Origin of the sequence: Alterotamlana spongicola (genome assembly GCF_035818475.1) — a bacterium.
Taxonomy (GTDB): domain Bacteria; phylum Bacteroidota; class Bacteroidia; order Flavobacteriales; family Flavobacteriaceae; genus Cognatitamlana.
In genome coordinates this window covers 1,216,384-1,234,792 of sequence record NZ_JAYMGV010000001.1, presented here as the reverse complement: position 1 = coordinate 1,234,792, position 18,409 = coordinate 1,216,384, and the positions used below count along the sequence as shown (strand labels likewise).

14 protein-coding genes are annotated in these 18,409 nt (G+C 36.2%); 12 read left to right on the top strand and 2 right to left on the bottom strand.

Annotation, left to right across the window (positions count from 1 at the left end; all coding sequences use genetic code 11):
• Positions 1-10 precede the first annotated feature (10 nt).
• From VOI54_RS05495 to VOI54_RS05445, 11 genes are all read left to right on the top strand, one after another.
• The gene (locus VOI54_RS05495) at positions 11-391 is read left to right on the top strand and encodes a putative signal transducing protein (RefSeq protein ID WP_326281715.1); all 381 of its coding nucleotides are present in this window, start codon (positions 11-13) and stop codon (positions 389-391) included.
• Positions 388-996 (top strand): dethiobiotin synthase, encoded by a 609-nt coding sequence (gene bioD, locus VOI54_RS05490; RefSeq protein WP_326281714.1) that lies wholly within the window; start codon positions 388-390, stop codon positions 994-996. The genes VOI54_RS05495 and bioD overlap by 4 nt, the downstream gene beginning before the upstream one ends.
• Positions 993-2,258: an adenosylmethionine--8-amino-7-oxononanoate transaminase gene (gene bioA / locus VOI54_RS05485; RefSeq protein WP_326281713.1), complete on the top strand. Its 1,266-nt coding sequence runs from the start codon at positions 993-995 to the stop codon at positions 2,256-2,258. Before bioD ends, bioA begins: the two co-directional genes overlap by 4 nt.
• A gap of 143 nt (positions 2,259-2,401) precedes the next feature.
• The gene (locus tag VOI54_RS05480) at positions 2,402-3,184 is read left to right on the top strand and encodes a hypothetical protein (RefSeq protein WP_326281712.1); all 783 of its coding nucleotides are present in this window, start codon (positions 2,402-2,404) and stop codon (positions 3,182-3,184) included.
• 4 nt (positions 3,185-3,188) lie between these two features.
• Positions 3,189-6,008, top strand: coding sequence for a hypothetical protein (locus tag VOI54_RS05475; protein WP_326281711.1), 2,820 nt, complete (start codon positions 3,189-3,191; stop codon positions 6,006-6,008).
• Positions 6,009-6,082: 74 nt separating this feature from the next.
• The gene (locus tag VOI54_RS05470) at positions 6,083-7,243 is read left to right on the top strand and encodes a beta-ketoacyl synthase N-terminal-like domain-containing protein (RefSeq protein WP_326281710.1); all 1,161 of its coding nucleotides are present in this window, start codon (positions 6,083-6,085) and stop codon (positions 7,241-7,243) included.
• A gap of 62 nt (positions 7,244-7,305) precedes the next feature.
• Complete coding sequence (locus VOI54_RS05465; RefSeq protein ID WP_326281709.1) at positions 7,306-7,875, top strand: hypothetical protein; 570 nt, start codon at positions 7,306-7,308, stop codon at positions 7,873-7,875.
• Between the two features lie 3 nt (positions 7,876-7,878).
• A complete protein-coding gene (locus tag VOI54_RS05460; protein ID WP_326281708.1) occupies positions 7,879-9,534 on the top strand; it encodes a flotillin family protein in 1,656 nt (551 codons plus the stop codon).
• 330 nt (positions 9,535-9,864) lie between these two features.
• Complete coding sequence (bioB, locus tag VOI54_RS05455) at positions 9,865-10,959, top strand: biotin synthase BioB (protein ID WP_326281707.1); 1,095 nt, start codon at positions 9,865-9,867, stop codon at positions 10,957-10,959.
• A gap of 238 nt (positions 10,960-11,197) precedes the next feature.
• Positions 11,198-12,058 (top strand): cupin-like domain-containing protein, encoded by an 861-nt coding sequence (locus tag VOI54_RS05450; protein WP_326281706.1) that lies wholly within the window; start codon positions 11,198-11,200, stop codon positions 12,056-12,058.
• 62 nt (positions 12,059-12,120) lie between these two features.
• Positions 12,121-12,612 carry a DUF6646 family protein gene (locus tag VOI54_RS05445; protein ID WP_326281705.1) on the top strand — a complete coding sequence of 164 codons (492 nt, stop codon included), beginning with the start codon at positions 12,121-12,123 and terminating at the stop codon, positions 12,610-12,612.
• A gap of 90 nt (positions 12,613-12,702) precedes the next feature.
• Here VOI54_RS05445 and VOI54_RS05440 read toward each other — a convergent pair whose 3' ends face one another.
• A complete protein-coding gene (locus tag VOI54_RS05440) occupies positions 12,703-13,179 on the bottom strand; it encodes a regulatory protein RecX (protein WP_326281704.1) in 477 nt (158 codons plus the stop codon).
• A 341-nt stretch (positions 13,180-13,520) separates the two neighbouring features.
• Here VOI54_RS05440 and VOI54_RS05435 point away from each other — a divergent pair, with 341 nt between their 5' ends.
• On the top strand, positions 13,521-15,941 hold the full coding sequence (locus VOI54_RS05435) for a RemA C-terminal-like gliding motility protein (RefSeq protein ID WP_326281703.1): 2,421 nt from the start codon (positions 13,521-13,523) through the stop codon (positions 15,939-15,941).
• 55 nt (positions 15,942-15,996) lie between these two features.
• Here VOI54_RS05435 and VOI54_RS05430 read toward each other — a convergent pair whose 3' ends face one another.
• Entirely contained in the window at positions 15,997-18,408 is a 2,412-nt protein-coding gene (locus VOI54_RS05430) for a TonB-dependent receptor (protein WP_326281702.1), read from the bottom strand.
• Between the last annotated feature and the right edge of the window lies 1 nt (position 18,409).

Here is an 18,409-nt window from a genome sequence, read left to right as displayed (position 1 = left end):
ATTTAAACAGATGAATGATCATTTTGCTGTTTTAGCTGTTTTTGAATATTCTACCGAAGCTCAAATTATAAAATCAAAGTTAGATTCAGAACACATTAAAACCATGCTGGCCGATGAAAAAACCATTGATACCGATCCCTTAATTAGTCAGGCTATTGGCGGTGTAAAGTTATTGGTACACAAGCATGACCTAGAAAGGGCCGTTGATATATACAATGCGGTAAGACGCTACAGAAAAGATAAAAACGGGAATGACATTCATTGTCCTAAATGCCGTTCTACTCAAATATTAATGGCTCCGCCAGATCAGAAAAATATTTTATATATGTTGTTTCCTTTTTTTGAAAAGTCAAAGCACCAGTGTAACCATTGCCAAACCATTTTTAAATGAGCACCTATTTTATAACGGGAATCTCTACTGATGTGGGTAAAACAGTAGCCGCTGCTATTGTAACTGAAGCCCTGGAAGCCGATTATTGGAAACCTGTACAGGCCGGAGAATTAGATAACTGTGATACCAAAAAAGTAAAGCGCCTGGTCTCTAATTCCAGATCTGAATTTCATCCAAACGCTTATGCTCTAAAAACACCTATGAGCCCTCACGGTGCCGCAGCTATTGACGGTATTACCATAGATATGGCTGCTATTAAAGCACCTCAAACAAACAACCATTTGGTTATTGAAGGTGCCGGAGGCCTGCTAGTGCCTTTAAATAACAAAGACACCGTTTTTGACCTGATCAAACCGGACTATAAGGTTATTGTAGTATCCAGGCACTACCTGGGGAGTATTAACCATACCCTTTTAACGGTTAATACCCTTAAACATGCCGGGTTTGATGTTAGCATTATTTTTAGCGGAGAGGCGCATGAATCTACCGAAACCATCATTAATGAAATGACTAGGGTTCCTGTGATTGGAAGAATTAACGAAGAACCTTATTTTGATCAGAATGTAATCCGGGAATATGCCGAATTGTTTAAAGACAGATTATGACACTTAAAGACCGTGATAAAAAACACCTCTGGCACCCGCTTACGCAGCATAAAACGCACCCGGATGCCTTAGCCATTACCAAAGCAAAAGGCTGTGTACTCACTGATGAGGACGGCAACACCTATATTGACGCCATAGCATCCTGGTACACCTGTATGTACGGGCATTGTCATGAGTATATTACAAGTCAGGTATCGAAACAGATGCAGGAACTGGACCAGGTGGTTTTTAGCGGGTTTACACATGAACCGGCCATAAAACTATCTGAAGCCCTTATAAAAATACTTCCGGAAAACCAGAATAAACTATTTTTTAGTGATAATGGTTCAACAGCCGTTGAAATAGGTATTAAAATGGCCTTGCAATACCATTTTAATCGCGGAGAAAAACGCAACGTGCTTATAGCTTTTGAAGACGGATTTCATGGGGATACCTTTGGAGCCATGAGTGTTTCAGGACTTTCTGTATATAACGGGCCTTTTGAGGATTTCTTTCTGGATGTAAAACGCATTCCCGTTCCTAATGGTAAAAACCTCCAGGATATTTTATCTCAGCTTCAAGATATTATAAAACACAATCAAGTTGCAGGCTTTGTTTATGAACCTTTAGTGCAGGGCGCTGCTTCAATGCGCATGCATGATGCAAAAGGCCTGGATTCTATTTTAAAACTTTGTAAAGCGCATCACATCATAACCGTTGCCGATGAAGTTATGACAGGTTTTGGAAAAACCGGAAAGTATTTTGCATCCCTACATATGGAAACCAAACCGGATATCATGTGTTTAAGCAAGGCTTTAACCGGCGGTTTGCTCCCCATGGCACTAACCACCTGTAGTCAAGCTATTTATGATGCGTTTTACAGTAAAGATATGAGTAAAGGCCTGTTTCACGGGCATACGTACTCTGCAAACCCCCTGGCCTGTACAGCTGCTCTAGCCAGTATAGAATTGCTGCAAACAGAAGCCATTCAAAATAACATCAAATCCATTATAGCCTATCATAAAGATTTTGGGAATACCATTAAAAATCACCCAAAGGTTAAATCCATACGGCAAACCGGAGTTATTTTTGCACTTGATCTAAACCTTGACATGCAACGGTACGGAAATCTGCGAGACAAGCTCTTTAGCTTTTTTATGGATAACGGGGTGTTTTTACGCCCGCTGGGAAATACCATTTATATTCAGGCGCCCTATATTATTACTAAAAAACAACTCGATAAGGTCTATCAGGTTATAGAAAGCGCTTTAAAAATAGTTTAATTCTTACTTTTTTTGAAAAAAATATCCTACTATAATATTTTTTTCATAACTTTAAATTTCTCTAAAAGAACAATTTACAGGTTTTCTGTTTGATAGCGTTCAATTTTTATTTAAAAGAATAATAATAGTAACCAACCAAAATCATGAAAACAAGTAACTTTTTTAAAGTTGCTATTGTTCTTGTTGTCTTATCTTTTAATAACTCCTGTCAAAAAGATAGTTTCACAGAGCCCAATGCAACAGTCCGGGAATTCTCTTATAATATTCCGGGTAAGATCAAATTTAGATTCAGCCAACAATCTGGTAATAGTAACGCAATCCGCCCGTATACTAACACCCTGTCACTATTCAATTTAGATGACAATACCCTCTCATTTGAATATGCTATATTTTCATTTGATAACGACAATAAAATTTATGCCAACCTTGGTTTTGTTAAACAGGAAAGTGTTACTGACCTGAAAGCAAATGACAGTATTACCAGCATCACCTTACAAGCCAACAACATTGTTTTTTCAGATACTAATTTGCTGGTTTCTATTCTGGCCCTAAACAACAAAGACAATAATCATGGGCTTAATGGTATTTATACAGGCGAATTAAACATCTTAAAACCTGTTGCTGATAGTGACCCTGAATTTATAAGAAGCTTAAGTTGTACAGGGTTTATTGATTATCAGGGAAAATTCAATTTTTTTATACAAGACCGTGAAGAAATTGATATCAGTCGTATTAATGGCAATTTTAACTCAGACAACTTAATATCCGGAAACATTAAAAAAAGTGATGATTCTGTATTCTCCCAGTTAAAAAATGTGTCTTCCATACAAACCCAATTGTCTGACAAAGCATTAACCGGCCAGTTCATGTTTACTGAAAACAATGAAGAGCGCCTGCTTGATTGTAAACTAACCCGACAACACTAAAGCCATGAAATTAAAAATCACTATAGTAATTATACTTATAAATGCATTTATTATTAATGCTCAAAAACAAATACAGCCCTATAATTTTTCTGTAACTGAAGATGGAAAAACAAATATGATTGTTATCCATGCTACTGCAGAAGCCGTAAACAGTATCACATTTACTTTAAAAAATGCTAAAAACGAAATTTTAAAAGATGAAGATGGTAAAGATATTGAGTTTAAAGTATTTCCCTTTACCGAAGTCTCATTCAGGAATCATTTAACAGATAATATCTCTAAAATTAACGAGCCTGATTCTACCAATTTAGAGTACAGTATTTTAAAGTCAAATATTGAGCCATTGGTAACACCTAAAGACAGTACTAAAACCAAAGAAGAATCAAAAAAGGACCCCGCAGTTGATAAAGGCGACACAGAGTCTCAAGACCAGGAAAAAATAGCTCAGGAAAAAGAACTTAAAAAGTTAAGGGATGAAAATAACAAATTAAAAAGCCGGAAAGAAGCGGTATATATTATACGAAACATCTACCAGTTCTTTAATGCTTTGGTAATTACAGCTTTTCAATATGATACCGAACCTGTAGCAGGTGTATTACATTATAAATTTGATACAATTATAATAAATAAAAAAACCATCCAGGGGTTGAACACCGATCTGTATTTTAAAAATAAAGCCAAATTTATAAGACGTTACATTACTAAATCTGAAATAAAATCTTTGGATGAATGGAAAACAGACAAAGAATTCAAATGTCAAAATGTAGCAGAAAAGGAAGCACTGGCCAAGTGTCTTAGTGACTTTAAAACGAAGTATAACTTAATAAAAGTTGATGAAAAGAACTATATGGATCTAACCGATTACAGGGACAAAGAAACCGATTCATTTTTAACACATTTAAGAACTTTTGGAAATGGAAGAATTATTAAAGAATATTATGAGTTTAATCAAAACTCAATCAGAGGACGTAAGTCCAGAGCAAGATCTAAATTTAAACGACATGCTATTCAAAAGCTAAAAGAACAGTACAACAACTACGAACTAATAAAGATAAATAAAATCGTAATAGCTGATTATAACGAGTCCCAGGGAAAACGAGGAGACCGTGAAACTAAATTAAAAACATCAAAGTTACTAGTTAAAACTGTTCAAGATTCTCTAAAAACATTAAAACCCTCACTAGATTTATTACAAAAAAAGAGCAAGCAAGACAGCATTGTTAATTTAACCAAAATAAAGCGGGAAATAGATTCTTTAGACCTTATAGTTAAAGCGCGTTATAATGAATGGCAGGACAAAATTAAAGATCATACCAATGTCAAATCCGAAGACGTAAGAAGCTTGTTAACAGATTATTATAATGAAGACAAAGCTTTAAAAGCAATGAAAGAGTTAAAGGATGATAAACAAAGACAATTCATTGAAGACCACTCAAATGACGCAGAAATTAAAAAGTTAAAAGCCCGGATTGCAAATAACAACGCTATTCTAAAAAAAGAAAAAGACAGCATAGCAAGCTATAGTAAATCCATTGATAGCATTGAAACCCATCTAAAAAACCTTATTGCTGATAATAAAACATTGATTCAACAATTCCCACTCTGGAAGCTTAAAGCAACCGAAATTGAACTGGATATTAATGATGGGTTTATAGAACACATGAAGGTGGTTGGTAAAATAGTTGAGCCCCATTATAACAAAGACATTGATTCTTCAATCAGGCTGTTTTTTGAAGATGAGCGGGTTAAAAATGTTTTAAACGGGATATTTGATAAAACCCTGAAATTTGAAAATGATTTCCCTTTTGGATTCAGTTCTAAAAGTGATTTTGCAGATCTGTATACCTATTATTTATTTCAGTCTGAGGGTCAGGAAAAAACATTTTCTTTACCGATTACAAATGTGATTACATACATTCAGCGTCACCGAAATGACCGTTTGGATTTTAGCCCTAAAGATCAGGAAATCCGTTTACCTTTAAACGACCCCAATAAAAAAAGGGCTATTGAACTTAAAAAAGAAATATCTTCTAAAATACTAAGTGTAAATACTTATACAGATTTTAATGGTTTTCAACAAGATGCTGAAAACGGCTTGCTTCAAATGGAGGTCAATAAAAAAATACCTATCTGGACCAAAAGAATGAATTTAGGCTTTGGCAGAAGCTCAAACTTTGGATTTGCTAATTATGCAAACTTTAACCTGTCCTGGCAAAAAATTGGACAAGATGATAGAGAATTGGTCTTATTCAAATCCAACCGATTTGAAAACAATGTGGAAGTTGTTGACTTTTACACCACCTATCTTGAAATGGTAAAGCATGAAAATGTTTCGGTGGGAGTAGACCTGAACATTGCTTCTTTTGATTTTCCATTGGTAAAAACCAGATTAGAACTTAATGCCGGAGCACATTATGGTAGAATCAAAGTGGTTGATGAAAGGGCAACTACTTCAAACCAGGAACCGCCACCGCCAACAAGAACCATTGAAAAAATCACAAATATGATCCGGTTATATCCTGATATCATGCTATGGATAAGACCGGAGGAACGGTTTGGTGGTTATATAAGATTCAGGCCTTTTAGAACCATAGTACCAAACAATGAAGAGTTTTTTGCTGTAAGCTCCGGACAGGATTTTGTTGACCATAGAAAGCTAAGCAAAAGCTGGCTTCATCGGTATGAACTGTCAACCTTTTTTACGCCTTCAAAAAATAGCGATAATAAATTTTTCTTCAGATACCGTTATACCAATGACTCCACATGGGAAACCAATGGATACAGTGAAGTCCAGATTGGACTTCTGGCGTATTTGAAATTTTGAGGAGGTCTTAATTTTATTAATTATACTGTTGTTTAAATTTAAGAAAATGTATTTTTGCATGCAAAATAAAGCTCTTGCAACAACATATTTCAATTACTGCAATCTCCTCCATTTCTCCACTGGGAAAAACACCAGGAGAAGCCTGGGAAAGTTATCAAAACAACCAGCATTGCTTAACCACAAAAGAGGTTTTAGAAACACCTGTTTTTGTTGCTGAAATACCAGAAGAAGCCCAACAGGAGATTGGAAGATTAAGACAGTCTGACAGTAAATATAAATCGCTGGATCATTCCGTTTTATATGCCATATATGCCTCCAGACAAGCCATAAAACAGGCCAACTGGAAGCCTTCTGATAACTTTGGAATAAACATAGGCTCATCAAGGGGAGCTACCGGGCTCTTTGAAACGTACTACGATTCGTTTTTAAAAAATAATAAAGCAGAAACCTTAAGCTCTCCTACCACGACTTTGGGGAATATTTCATCGTGGGTGTCCCATGACTTACAAACCCAAGGTCCGGAAATCAGCCATTCTATAACCTGCTCTACGGCACTTCATGCCATGCTTAATGGTATAGCCTGGATAAATTCCGGGATGTGCAATAAATTTTTAGTGGGAGGTAGTGAAGCTCCGCTTACCCCATTTACCATTGCACAAATGCAGGCCCTAAAGATCTATGCCAAGGCTGATGATACCTATCCGTTTCCCTGTAGGGCATTAGACTTTAACAAGTCCAAAAACACCATGATTTTAGGTGAAGGTGCCGCTATGGTTTGCTTAGAACGCGGTATTAAAGAAAATGCACTGGCTACAATAAAAGGCTATGGCTATGCCACCGAAATTTTAAAACACAACATATCTATATCCAGTGATGCCAAATGTTTCCAAAAATCTATGAAAATGGCTTTGGGAGAACTAAATCCCAATGAGGTAGATGCTATAGTGATGCACGCTCCCGGTACTGTAAAAGGTGACCTTTCAGAATTTAAAGCCATAGAAAAAATATTTTGTAACAAAACACCAGCTTTAACTACCAATAAGTGGAAGATAGGTCACACCTTTGGAGCATCCGGAGCTCTTAATATTGAACTTGCTGTTCTCATGTTACAGCATCAAAAGTTCATTGATGTACCTTATATAGATAACGCTACTCCTCCTAAAAAGTTTAAAAATATTCTGGTTAATGCCGTAGGCTTTGGCGGAAATGCGGTTTCTATTTTACTTTCAAAATAATATTGTAAGGGTATTTAAATAGTCTTACATTTAAATCATTAATTTTTTAATTCGTTAAGACTATGGAGTGGTATTCAGGTTTAGAACTCTTTCCAAAGGTATTTTGGAGCATCGCCCTTTTAGGATCGTTGATATTTGCCATTGTTATCATTACAACATTTGTTGGTGGTGATGCAGGCGACATGGATACAGATACCGAAATTGATGCAGACACCGGTATTGGATTTCAATTTATCACCTTTAAAAACCTAGTGGGTTTCTTTACCCTTTTTGGCTGGAGTGGTATAGCCTGTATTGATGCCGGATTTTCTAAGCCCACAACCATAATTGTGGCTTTAATTTGCGGATTAATCATGATGTCAATCATGGCTGCTATGTTTTATTATATGCACAAATTAAATGATAGTGGAACATTAAATTATAAAAATGCTATTGGCGGTGTAGGAGAGGTTTACCTAACTATAGGAGCTAACAGGTCTTCCATTGGAAAAGCCCATATAAGAATTCAGGGTGCTCTAAGAGAACTTGAAGCTCTAACAGACTCTGAAACCAAACTAGAATCAGGAACAGTAGTTACCGTAAAAGAAGTTACCAAAAACGGTATCTTAATTGTAGAACAACTAAACAAATAATATATGCTATTAACAATTTCACTTCAAGCCTTTAATATAGGCTTTCCTATGGCTGTAATTGCAGCAATTCTTTTCATTTTTCTATTTTTCATTATTCTTATTAGACGCTACAAACGCTGTCCTTCTGATCGAATACTGGTAGTTTATGGTAAAGTAGGTGGCGGTCAATCTGCCAAATGTATTCATGGTGGAGCAGCTTTTATTTTTCCTGTTATTCAAGATTATGAATTTCTTGATTTAACTCCTATATCAATAGAAGTAAATCTGGTAAATGCTCTTTCTAAACAAAACATTAGAGTTAATGTACCGTCGCGTTTTACCATAGGTGTTTCAACAGAACCGGGTGTTATGCAAAATGCTGCTGAACGTTTATTAGGTTTGGCTATGAGTGATATACAGGAACTGGCCAAAGAAATTATTTTTGGACAATTGCGTTTAGTTGTAGCCTCAATGGACATTGAAGAAATTAACTCAGATCGGGATAAATTTTTATCAAATATTTCAAAAAGTGTAGAATCTGAGCTTAAAAAAGTGGGGCTAAAACTTATCAATGTAAACATTACAGATATTGTTGACGAGTCAGGTTATATTGAAGCTTTAGGTAAAGAAGCCGCAGCCCATGCTATAAATGCAGCACGTAAATCGGTTGCAGAAAAAACCAGAGATGGCTCTATTGGAGAGGCCAATGCCGTACAGGATGAAAGAACTCAGGTAGCTGAATTGAATGCTAAAGCCAAAATTGGTGAGGCAAACGCCATGCAAAATGAAAGAACCCAGGTTGCCGCTGCAAACGCCCAGGCTAAAATTGGTGAAGCTAATGCCAGTCAAACAGAGCGCGTTCAAACAGCAAGCGCCGTTGCTCAGGCTAAAATTGGTGAAGCTGAGGCGTTAAAAGAGGAACGGATCAAAACTTCTGAAGCTAATGCCCGAGCTATTGATGGCGAAAATATTGCAAAAATTTCTATCGCTGAATCTGATGCGCAGCGTAGAGAACGGGAAGCCGAAGCTGAAAAGCGTGCCATAGCAGCAGAAAAAGTACAAGCAGCAAAAGCCTTAGAAGAAGCCTATGCCGCTGAAAAAGAAGCTGAAGTAGCAAGGGCCGAAAGAGAGCGCTCTTCTCAGTTAGCTGATATTATTGTCCCAGCTGAAATCGATAAACGAAAGGTAGAGATTGATGCAGAGGCTGAAGCTGAAAATATTAGAAGAATTGCCAAGGGACAAGCAGATGCAATCTTATTAAAAGCCCAGGCTGAAGCTGAAGGTTTATATGAAGTATTGACCAAACAAGCAGCAGGTTTAGACCAGATTGTTAAAGCTGCCGGAAACGACTCCAAGGATGCTGTGCTATTGCTCATTGCAGACAAGCTTCCGGAACTTGTTAAAACCCAGGCAGAGGCCATTAAAAACATTAAGATTGATAAAGTTACCGTTTGGGAAAACGGTGGTTCTAAAAATGGTAAATCTTCAACCGCTAATTTCTTATCAGGTATGTATAAATCTGTACCACCATTACAGGACATGTTTAACATGGCCGGCATGCAATTGCCCGAATATTTGAGTGGTAAAGAAGTAGAAGACGCTGAAACGGTTGAAATAAAGCCAAAGAAGATACCTCCTAAAAAAGATGTTGATAATTCTACTGATATAGTAGAAGATTAAATTTATAAAAAGCACCACTTAAAGTGGTGCTTTTTTATTTTAATTATTCTTTAAAACAGACATAGTCTAAATAATTAGTAACTGCTTTTCTGTGTAAATATTTAAAGTAATAGAACGGAATCTTCTTATTTGGGTGCTTTAGAAATACGCTTATTCTATTCATATTTAAGCGTTAATGGTTTTTATATAACAGGATATAGCCATCTTGAAGTTAAATTACCTCAAACAAAGTACCTTTCAGTATTATACCGGTAGTGATACTTAATAATTAAAAAATAAATGTTTGTGTTATTTAATTAGTATTTTTGGCGTTGATTAACTATCCTAATTATGAGCGAGACTAGACACAACTGGACTAAAGAAGAAATTTTAGAGATATATAACAAACCTTTTATGGAGTTGCTTTACCAGGCGGCTACTGTACACAGGTTACACCATGACCCTAATACGGTTCAGGTCTCAACATTATTATCTATAAAAACCGGGGGATGTTCTGAAGATTGTGGTTATTGCCCGCAAGCAGCGCGTTATCATACTGATATTGAAGGCAACGATTTAATGTCTGTTCAACAGGTTAAAGCTCAGGCCTTACGTGCCAAATCAACCGGTAGCTCTCGTGTTTGTATGGGTGCGGCATGGCGAAATGTTAAGGACGGTGAAGAGTTTGACCAGGTCTTAGAAATGGTTCGTACCATTAACAAGCTGGATATGGAAGTTTGTTGTACACTTGGTATGGTTACCGAAAACCAGGCCAAGCGTTTAGCCGAAGCCGGATTATATGCCTATAACCATAACTTGGATTCTTCAGAGGAATACTATAAAGAGGTTATTTCTACCCGTGGTTATCAAGACCGTTTAGATACTATAGATAATGTTCGTAAAACCAATGTTACCGTTTGTAGTGGTGGTATTATTGGTATGGGAGAAAGTGAAGAGGACAGAGCGGGTATGCTTGTAGCACTTTCTACTTTAAATCCGCAACCGGAATCAACACCAATTAATGCTTTAGTAGCTGTTGAAGGCACCCCCTTAGAAGATCAAAAACCTGTTTCTATTTGGGATATGGTACGTATGGTAGCAACTACAAGAATTGTAATGCCGGAAACTCAGGTGCGCTTAAGTGCCGGTAGAACACAGATGACCAGAGAAGGACAAGCCATGTGCTTCTTTGCAGGGGCTAACTCTATTTTTGCGGGAGATAAGCTATTAACTACTCCAAACCCTGATGTGAATGAAGATATGGAAATGTTTGCTCTTTTGGGGATGAAGCCTCAAAAGCCATTTACCAAAAAAGTGCAGCCACAAACGATTGAATCTGAAGATTCTCAATATAAATCTTTGGGAGAAAAACCTAAATGGACACGCCCGGACCATACTATTGAACGTAATGAAGCCGCTAAAGCAAAGTCCAAAGTTTTAAAATAAAAGAGCTCTTTTATTACAAAGTAATTACATTTTAATAGTTCTATTTTATTGAGTTAAGGACTAAAACAATAGCCTTGTTTGATGTTATCTTGTAGTTTAAAAAGATAGCGCCCTTACACACACGTAAGCCCCTCTCCTGTTCTCCAAATACATCCAGGATAAAGGCAGGTGAACCCTAAAAATAAATTTACAATTTAATACTGATTTATTAACTTTACCCTATCAAACAAACAAAACCTTGTCTTTAAATTTACAAACCGTTCCGCGGGTAAAAACCATTACCAAAGCGGATTTTTTAAAACTCTATTTTAAGCCACAAAAGCCTGTGGTTATTGAGAATTTTATTGAAGATTGGCCCGCCTATACTAAGTGGAATTTAGACTATATGAAACGTGTTGGTGGTGATTTAACAGTTCCGCTTTATGATGACAGGCCGGTAGATTACAGAGATGGTTTTAATGAGCCACATGCCAGGATGAAACTTAGTGAATATATTGATTTACTAAAACGTGAACCTACTAAGTTTCGTATTTTTTTGTGGAATGCCCTTAAAGAAATACCCGAATTACAAAAGGATTTTACATTTCCTGATTTTGGATTACGCCTTATGAAAGGCATACCTATGCTATTTTTTGGTGGACGTGATTCATACACCTTCATGCATTATGATATTGATCTGGCCAATATTTTTCACTTTCATTTTGAAGGTAAGAAAGAATGTATTTTGTTTGACCAAACACAAAATGATTTCCTTTATAAAATTCCACATTCCTTAATCACCAGAGAAGATATTGACTTTAATAACCCTGATTTTGAAAAGTGGCCTATGCTAAAAAAAGCTAAAGGCTTTAAAACGCAACTCAATCATGGCGAAGTCTTATACATCCCTGAAGGGTATTGGCATTATATGCGTTATGTGACACCTGGTTTTTCAATGAGTTTGAGAGCTATTGCCAGACATCCTAAAAACTTTGGCAAAGCCGTTTACAACGTTCTTGTAATGCGTAATTATGATAATTTAATGCGCAGAATTAAAGGCCAGCAATGGATTGATTGGAAAAATGAGCAAGCTGTAATAAGAACCCATAAACAGCTTTAAATTTAAGTTTGTTTTTAATAAACTTATAATATCTTTGCCGACTTAAATTAAAGACATAGACCATGAAAAAATTAATTTTATTAGCTACTCTATTAAGTATTTCTCTAGTAAATTCTCAGGCATATATTGGTGCAAATGACAACAAGTTTCAAGTAGGTGCAAATGTTCAAAGCAATGCAACGGGTATTAATGCCAGTTATGATTTTGGCCTTGGAGAGAACATCTCATTAGGCGTGTCTTCAACTTACGCTTTAAGTGTTGAAGATGCTATAAATGCTAAATTCAAACACCGTTTTGATGTAAAAGGACGTTTTAATGCCAACCTTGGCAATGTTTTAAACATTGATGAAAACTTTGATATTTACCCGGGATTAAATTTTAGTCTTAAAAATTTTGGAGGCCATTTAGGTATGCGTTATTTTTTTACCAGCGGTTTTGGCCTTTATACAGAGCTTAACACCCCGTTAGCTAAATATGACACCGGTACTTTAACTCCGGCTGAAAAATTACACAATCAGTTTACTATTAGCTTTGGTGCTGCTTTTAGTTTATAAGACCTTATTATCATTTTTAAAAAAGCAATCTGTTTATTCAGATTGCTTTTTTTATGAGCTTTCACTTCCTGCAATTAAGATAAACCTCAATTATTTAATTAGCTCATTAGCTTTTTCATACACTAAATAAGACTCCCAGCCACGATACAGGAAATAATCAACAAATTTCTTACGCTTCTTAAAAACGTTATGTTCTTTTATAGATTTTACTTTTTTTTCAGCTAAACCTGTAAAAACCTCAATATAGTCCTCCTCCTCTATCTCTGCCAGTGCCTGATTGATATTAATTTCAGATATACCTCGTTTCTTTAGCTCTATAGTTAAACGGCAGCGCCCCCAATGTTTTATTTTAAACCTACCGCTTACAAATGCTTTGGCAAAACGTGCTTCATTAAGAAAGTTATGCTCCAAAAGATGAACTATAACCACATCTATGGCTTCAGGTATCATATACATGGATTCTAACTTTGCCCTAACCTCCTGGTGGCAACGTTCCTGATACGCACAATAATGCTCCAGTTTTTTGGTAGCTTCTTGTAACGTATATGTTTTTTTTAATTGCTGCATGTTTTCAAAAATAACAAGGATAAACAAACAAAACACATAAAAAGTTATAAAAGCCAAATCTTAGTTTTTTACAAAACACAAGGTAAAAGCTATACTGCAAGGAAGGAAATTTGGAACATAATATCAAAATCACAATTATCGAATATTTAAGCATTTCACCGTTACTTACCATATGGTAAATTTTAAAAACACCTTAAGCTATAATTTTGTAGGGTAAATCAATAGCCTGACTAAAACGAATGTTCTGTTAACGAGGCTACGGTAATTACGTGTTAAAAAAGGAATATACTATTCCATACTTATAAAAAGCCAAATCCTCAGATTTTTAAAACTTAATAGCTATGAAAAAAATTGTTGTATTATCAGCCTGGCTTTTAATATGTAGTTTAAGTTTTGGACAAACTACCCTGGAAGAAGGCGACCTTGTTATAACCGGGGTGAATGCTCGTCCGCCTAATGAATTTTCTTTTCTTTTACTAACCGATGTGCTTAGTGGTACTGAAATTGGTTTTACCGACAAAAGCTGGCATGTAGAAGGTGGGGTTATATTAAGTGGTTCAGGCCAGCCCACTCCTGAAGGGATTGTAACCTGGACGGCAGCATCTGATCTGTCATGTGGTACAGAAATAGTTATTACAGACACCGGATCAAATACATATTCGGCCTCTACAGGCAGTGCTGTAGAAACTGAGAATGGCTTTCTTTTCAGATACGTACCCGGAGATCAACTCATTGCCTATCAGGGCAGTCTATTTGTTAATCCAACATTTCTATACGCAGTACATTTTGCAAATGCCAACGGGTGGACAGATGCCGTAGATGGCACCAATGGAGACGATAGCGCAGTACCTCCCGGTTTAACAGAAGGTATTACCGCTATTGACTTAGGTAATTTTGACAATCATGAATATTTGTGTACCGAAACCTCTAATCTGGAGCTTATTTTAGAAACCGCAGCCAACGTTAATGCCACCAACTGGTATCAAACAAATTCAAATACTGTTGCTGACAGGCCTGTTTTTGGAACCTGTACATATACTTGCTCAGCTGTCGGTACATGTGCCTCAACCGTCACGTACAATGGTAGCTGGATTGGTACTCCCAATCTAAGCACAGCTGTTATAATTTCTTCTGATTACAGTACAAGCCTTGGTAATTTCAATGCCTGTAGTTTGACCATTGACCCCGGGGTTACACTAACTGTTGAAAATGGTACTTATCTTGCCATACAAAATGAGGTTACTGTAGATGGTACTTTAATCGTTGAAACTCAGGGTAATTTTGTTCAAAACAGATCAGGGGGAACATTTACTGTAAATCCCGGAGGGTTGGCCAAGGTCAATAAAGAAACTCCTCCTAAGGCAGAATGGTATTATTATACCTATTGGAGCTCACCTGTAGCTGGGGAAACTATTGGAAATGTATTTCCTAACATAGGCAGACGGTTTTGGTTTAATGCTAATAACTTTATTGATAACGATGGAGATAATATTGATGATGATGGCAATGACTGGCAGAGAGCTTTTTTTAGTACCTCTATTACTCCCGGAGTAGGTTATGCCGTAACAACCGGTCAACTCTATGTTCCTAATGCTGCAGACTATGCTACTTTTGAAGGGGCGTTTAATACTGGTAATGTACCTGTAAATATTACCTTTAATGCTGCCAATACCGGAAATCGCTTGAACCTTATTGGAAACCCCTATCCCTCTGCAATTGACTTTGCAGCCTTTCATTATGCTAATGCTTCAATTATAGATGGTGTTGCGTACTTTTGGTCTCAAGCCTCACCTCCGGATAAAGCAAACCCCGGAAATCAAAGATATAATTTCAATATTAATGATTATGCCACTTTTACTGTTGGTACCGGTGGCACTGCAGGAGGAGTTCCCACTGCCATCCCTAATGGATTTGTACCTTCTGGTCAGGGCTTTTTTGTTAAGGCCTTGTCGGCCGGTACGGCTACTTTCACCAATGCTATGCGAACACCTGATAACTCTAGTAACAATCAGTTTTTTAAAAGTGCAAACTCAAAACAATCAAGTACCCAAAACTCTTTAGAAAACAGGCTTTGGGTAAATTTAACCTCTGATAACGGTATCTTTAATCAAATACTGGTTGGTTATGTTAATAATGCCACAGATAATTATGACGGCCATGCTTTTGATGCTCCTAAATTAATTTCTCCCGGGTTTACTTCAATTTTATATTCATCCATAGAAAATCAAGATGCAAAATATGCAATTCAGGGTAAGCATATTAATAGTATTAATAAAAATGAAACTATTAAGCTAGGTTACATAACTAACGTTAATACGCCAACCATTTACAAATTTTCAATCGCTCAGACCAAAGGCAATTTTTTAGCTAAAAACCCCATATACCTAAAAGATAACACATTAAATAGAATACATGATCTATCGTCCTCAGATTATACATTTACCTCTGATGCCGGTGAGTTTAACGAACGCTTTGAAATTGTTTTTCAGGCCAATACCTTAACTGTGAATGAAACAGACGCCAATAATACTGATGTTGTAAACATTAAAGCCTTAGATGATGATCACATACAAATCTCAACCTCTGATCACTTAAAAATTAAAACTGTTAGAATATTTGATCTTTCAGGAAGGCAATTATACAAATTAAGCGGTATCCGCAGTTCTGAAACTTATAAATTACCTCATTTACATGGTATATATATTGTCAAAATTACATTATCAAATGGTGATCGGGTAACCCAAAAAGTCATTAAAAAATAGTTTCAATATTAATTTAGAGTGGAGTAAATACTATGTATTCCTTATATAAGAAATTTTATAAGCTATATTTTAAAGCCAGGATGAAATTTCTGCCGGCAGCAGCTATTCCAGACGAATAGGTTTTGTAACGTTGGTCCGTAATATTTTCAATGCTAGCTGTCACCAAAGTTGAGGCTGTTACCTGATATTGGGTTCTAAAATTAAGGGTGTACCAGGATGGACTATAAGGGTTTCCATTGGCATCTAACGCATAAATATAGTCTTTTTGAATTTCTGATGGAGCTAATTGATTGTATGACAACTCACCATTATACCTGGCAAACAGGTCTAATTTTAACGCTTTATCAGTCCAGGTTAAATGCGTATTTCCAAAATTTGGTGCTACATGCCTTACCGGGACTTCTATATTCCCTTCAGATTCAGTTCCTCCAGTAATATTGTACTGAGCACTTAAATCAAGCTGATTGGTCAGAGCTAGTTTTAATCCTATTTCAAATCCGTAAATCCAGGCTTTTGAAGCGTTCTGTATAGCCTGGACATTACTTAATTCACCATCATAAATAATTTCTGTTTCCCCATTTAAACTATAATCCCTACGTACCAATGCATTGTCTAAATACGTGTAGTACGTATTCATATCCAATATAAGCTTATTATCAAAATCTAATTTTAATCCAAGCTCTCCACCATAGGCATATTCCGGTTTTAAATGTTCATTTGGAACCACTACAGAGCCGGGTTCTGAATCAAATACTTTCCCTATATCATCAATATTAGGGGCTCTAAAAGCTGATGACGCATTTAACTTCCACTGCAAAATCTTGTTTGGAGACCAGCTTATGCCAGCTATTCCCGTTAACGCACTAGACCTGTTTTCTGACCTGTCAAAAGGCAGGTTTAAAAATGCATTATTTTCAATAAAATCAGCCCTGGAAATAATATGATTAAACCTTAATCCTGATTGAAAAACAAACTTAGCATTAGGCTTATATTTTACACTGGAATAAACTGCTGCAGATTGCCAGGTGGCTCCATCCGGGTACCGAGAAACCGTTTTAGTAGTTGTATTATTTGAAATATCCTCTTCTTGTCCAAGAGACATCACTTTATTATAAACATATTCTGCTCCGTAAAACACCTTTGTTTTAGGGCTAAGTGTTTTTTCTAAATCTATATTAAAAGAATACGCATCAACAGCTTCTTCTCTTACATTTCGTATTGAAGATTGGTAATCTCTATCGCTTCTGCTTTCCTGAAAATTTTGATAGGCTATAGTGGCTTTAATTTTATCATACAAATTTGATCCGCTGCTTAGTTTTGTTACCTGTAGATTGGTCATAAACCACTGCTGTGGCCCATAATTCCATTCAGCAGAACGCAGTTCATCGTTTCTATAGCGGAGCAACCTGTCATATCTTGGAATATTGGATGTAGCGGTATAAAATAATCCCAGGTCAAAACTTAAATTCTCATAGGGCTCAAAACGCACTTTTTGCATCACATTAACTTGATTATAACCAGAAAACCTTTGTGTTAGCGGATCACTATTTTTAACAATTTTATCAAGACCTCCAACAGTTTCAATATATTCAAATCTCAAATAATCTTCGGGCCCATGCCTTCCCATTTTTAAATCATTAAAATTGGTATAACTAACACTTGTTGCCAAACCCCATTTTTTATATCCTAAATTGAAATCAAAATGCCCCGTTCCTTCTTCACTGACAGACGCATACCTCCCTAAAACATTAGCACTAAAATTCAAGGAATCTGTATAGGATAACAATGGCTTTTGAGTATAAAAGCTCATCACCCCACCAATAGCATCACTTCCGTAAATTACAGAACCAGATCCCAGGGTCACTTCTGTACTCTGAATAGAAAACGGATCAATTGAAATGACATTTTGCAGATTGCCCCCTCTAAAAATAGCATTATTCATTCTTACACCATCAACGGTGATTAACAACCTGTTAGTTGCAAAGCCCCTAATCATAGGACTACCTCCCCCCAATTGACTTTTTTGAACATAAACCTGTCCTGAGTTTTCCAATACATCTGCACTGGTTTGTGGTACATTAAACTCAATATTTCTGGAATCTATACTAATTATTTTTTGAGGAATATCTTTTTTACTCTGTTGAAATTTTGAAGCCGATATAACAATCTCCCGAAGCCCCTGGGTATTTGATTCTAAATATATTTTATTAGAAGTTCCCAATTGTTGTTTGGTAAGCTGTTTTAAAACATGTGATAAATGTTTAAAATAAATGGTTTCTGTTTCCAAAAACTCACTTAGTTCTGCTTCTCCTCTAAAATTAGTAACGGTGCTTTTAGATTTATCTAAATTATAAATAGCTACTCCAAATATAGGTTCCTTAGTTATTTTGTTTAAAACTTTTACATTTTGAGCCTGAAAAGATATTGTAACAAGTAGAAAGAGTAAAAGAGCAGAAAACGGTTTCATG

Bases quoted from the DNA above. Each gene is read 5' to 3' on its own strand.
- VOI54_RS05430 (WP_326281702.1), bottom strand. From the start codon at position 18,408: ATGAAACCGTTTTCTGCTCTTTTACTCTTTCTACTTGTTACAATATCT.
- bioD (WP_326281714.1), top strand. From the start codon at position 388: ATGAGCACCTATTTTATAACGGGAATCTCTACTGATGTGGGTAAAACA.
- VOI54_RS05465 (WP_326281709.1), top strand. From the start codon at position 7,306: ATGGAGTGGTATTCAGGTTTAGAACTCTTTCCAAAGGTATTTTGGAGC.
- VOI54_RS05480 (WP_326281712.1), top strand. From the start codon at position 2,402: ATGAAAACAAGTAACTTTTTTAAAGTTGCTATTGTTCTTGTTGTCTTA.
- VOI54_RS05475 (WP_326281711.1), top strand. From the start codon at position 3,189: ATGAAATTAAAAATCACTATAGTAATTATACTTATAAATGCATTTATT.
- VOI54_RS05460 (WP_326281708.1), top strand. From the start codon at position 7,879: ATGCTATTAACAATTTCACTTCAAGCCTTTAATATAGGCTTTCCTATG.
- VOI54_RS05440 (WP_326281704.1), bottom strand. From the start codon at position 13,179: ATGCAGCAATTAAAAAAAACATATACGTTACAAGAAGCTACCAAAAAA.
- VOI54_RS05495 (WP_326281715.1), top strand. From the start codon at position 11: ATGAATGATCATTTTGCTGTTTTAGCTGTTTTTGAATATTCTACCGAA.
- bioB (WP_326281707.1), top strand. From the start codon at position 9,865: ATGAGCGAGACTAGACACAACTGGACTAAAGAAGAAATTTTAGAGATA.
- VOI54_RS05445 (WP_326281705.1), top strand. From the start codon at position 12,121: ATGAAAAAATTAATTTTATTAGCTACTCTATTAAGTATTTCTCTAGTA.
- bioA (WP_326281713.1), top strand. From the start codon at position 993: ATGACACTTAAAGACCGTGATAAAAAACACCTCTGGCACCCGCTTACG.
- VOI54_RS05435 (WP_326281703.1), top strand. From the start codon at position 13,521: ATGAAAAAAATTGTTGTATTATCAGCCTGGCTTTTAATATGTAGTTTA.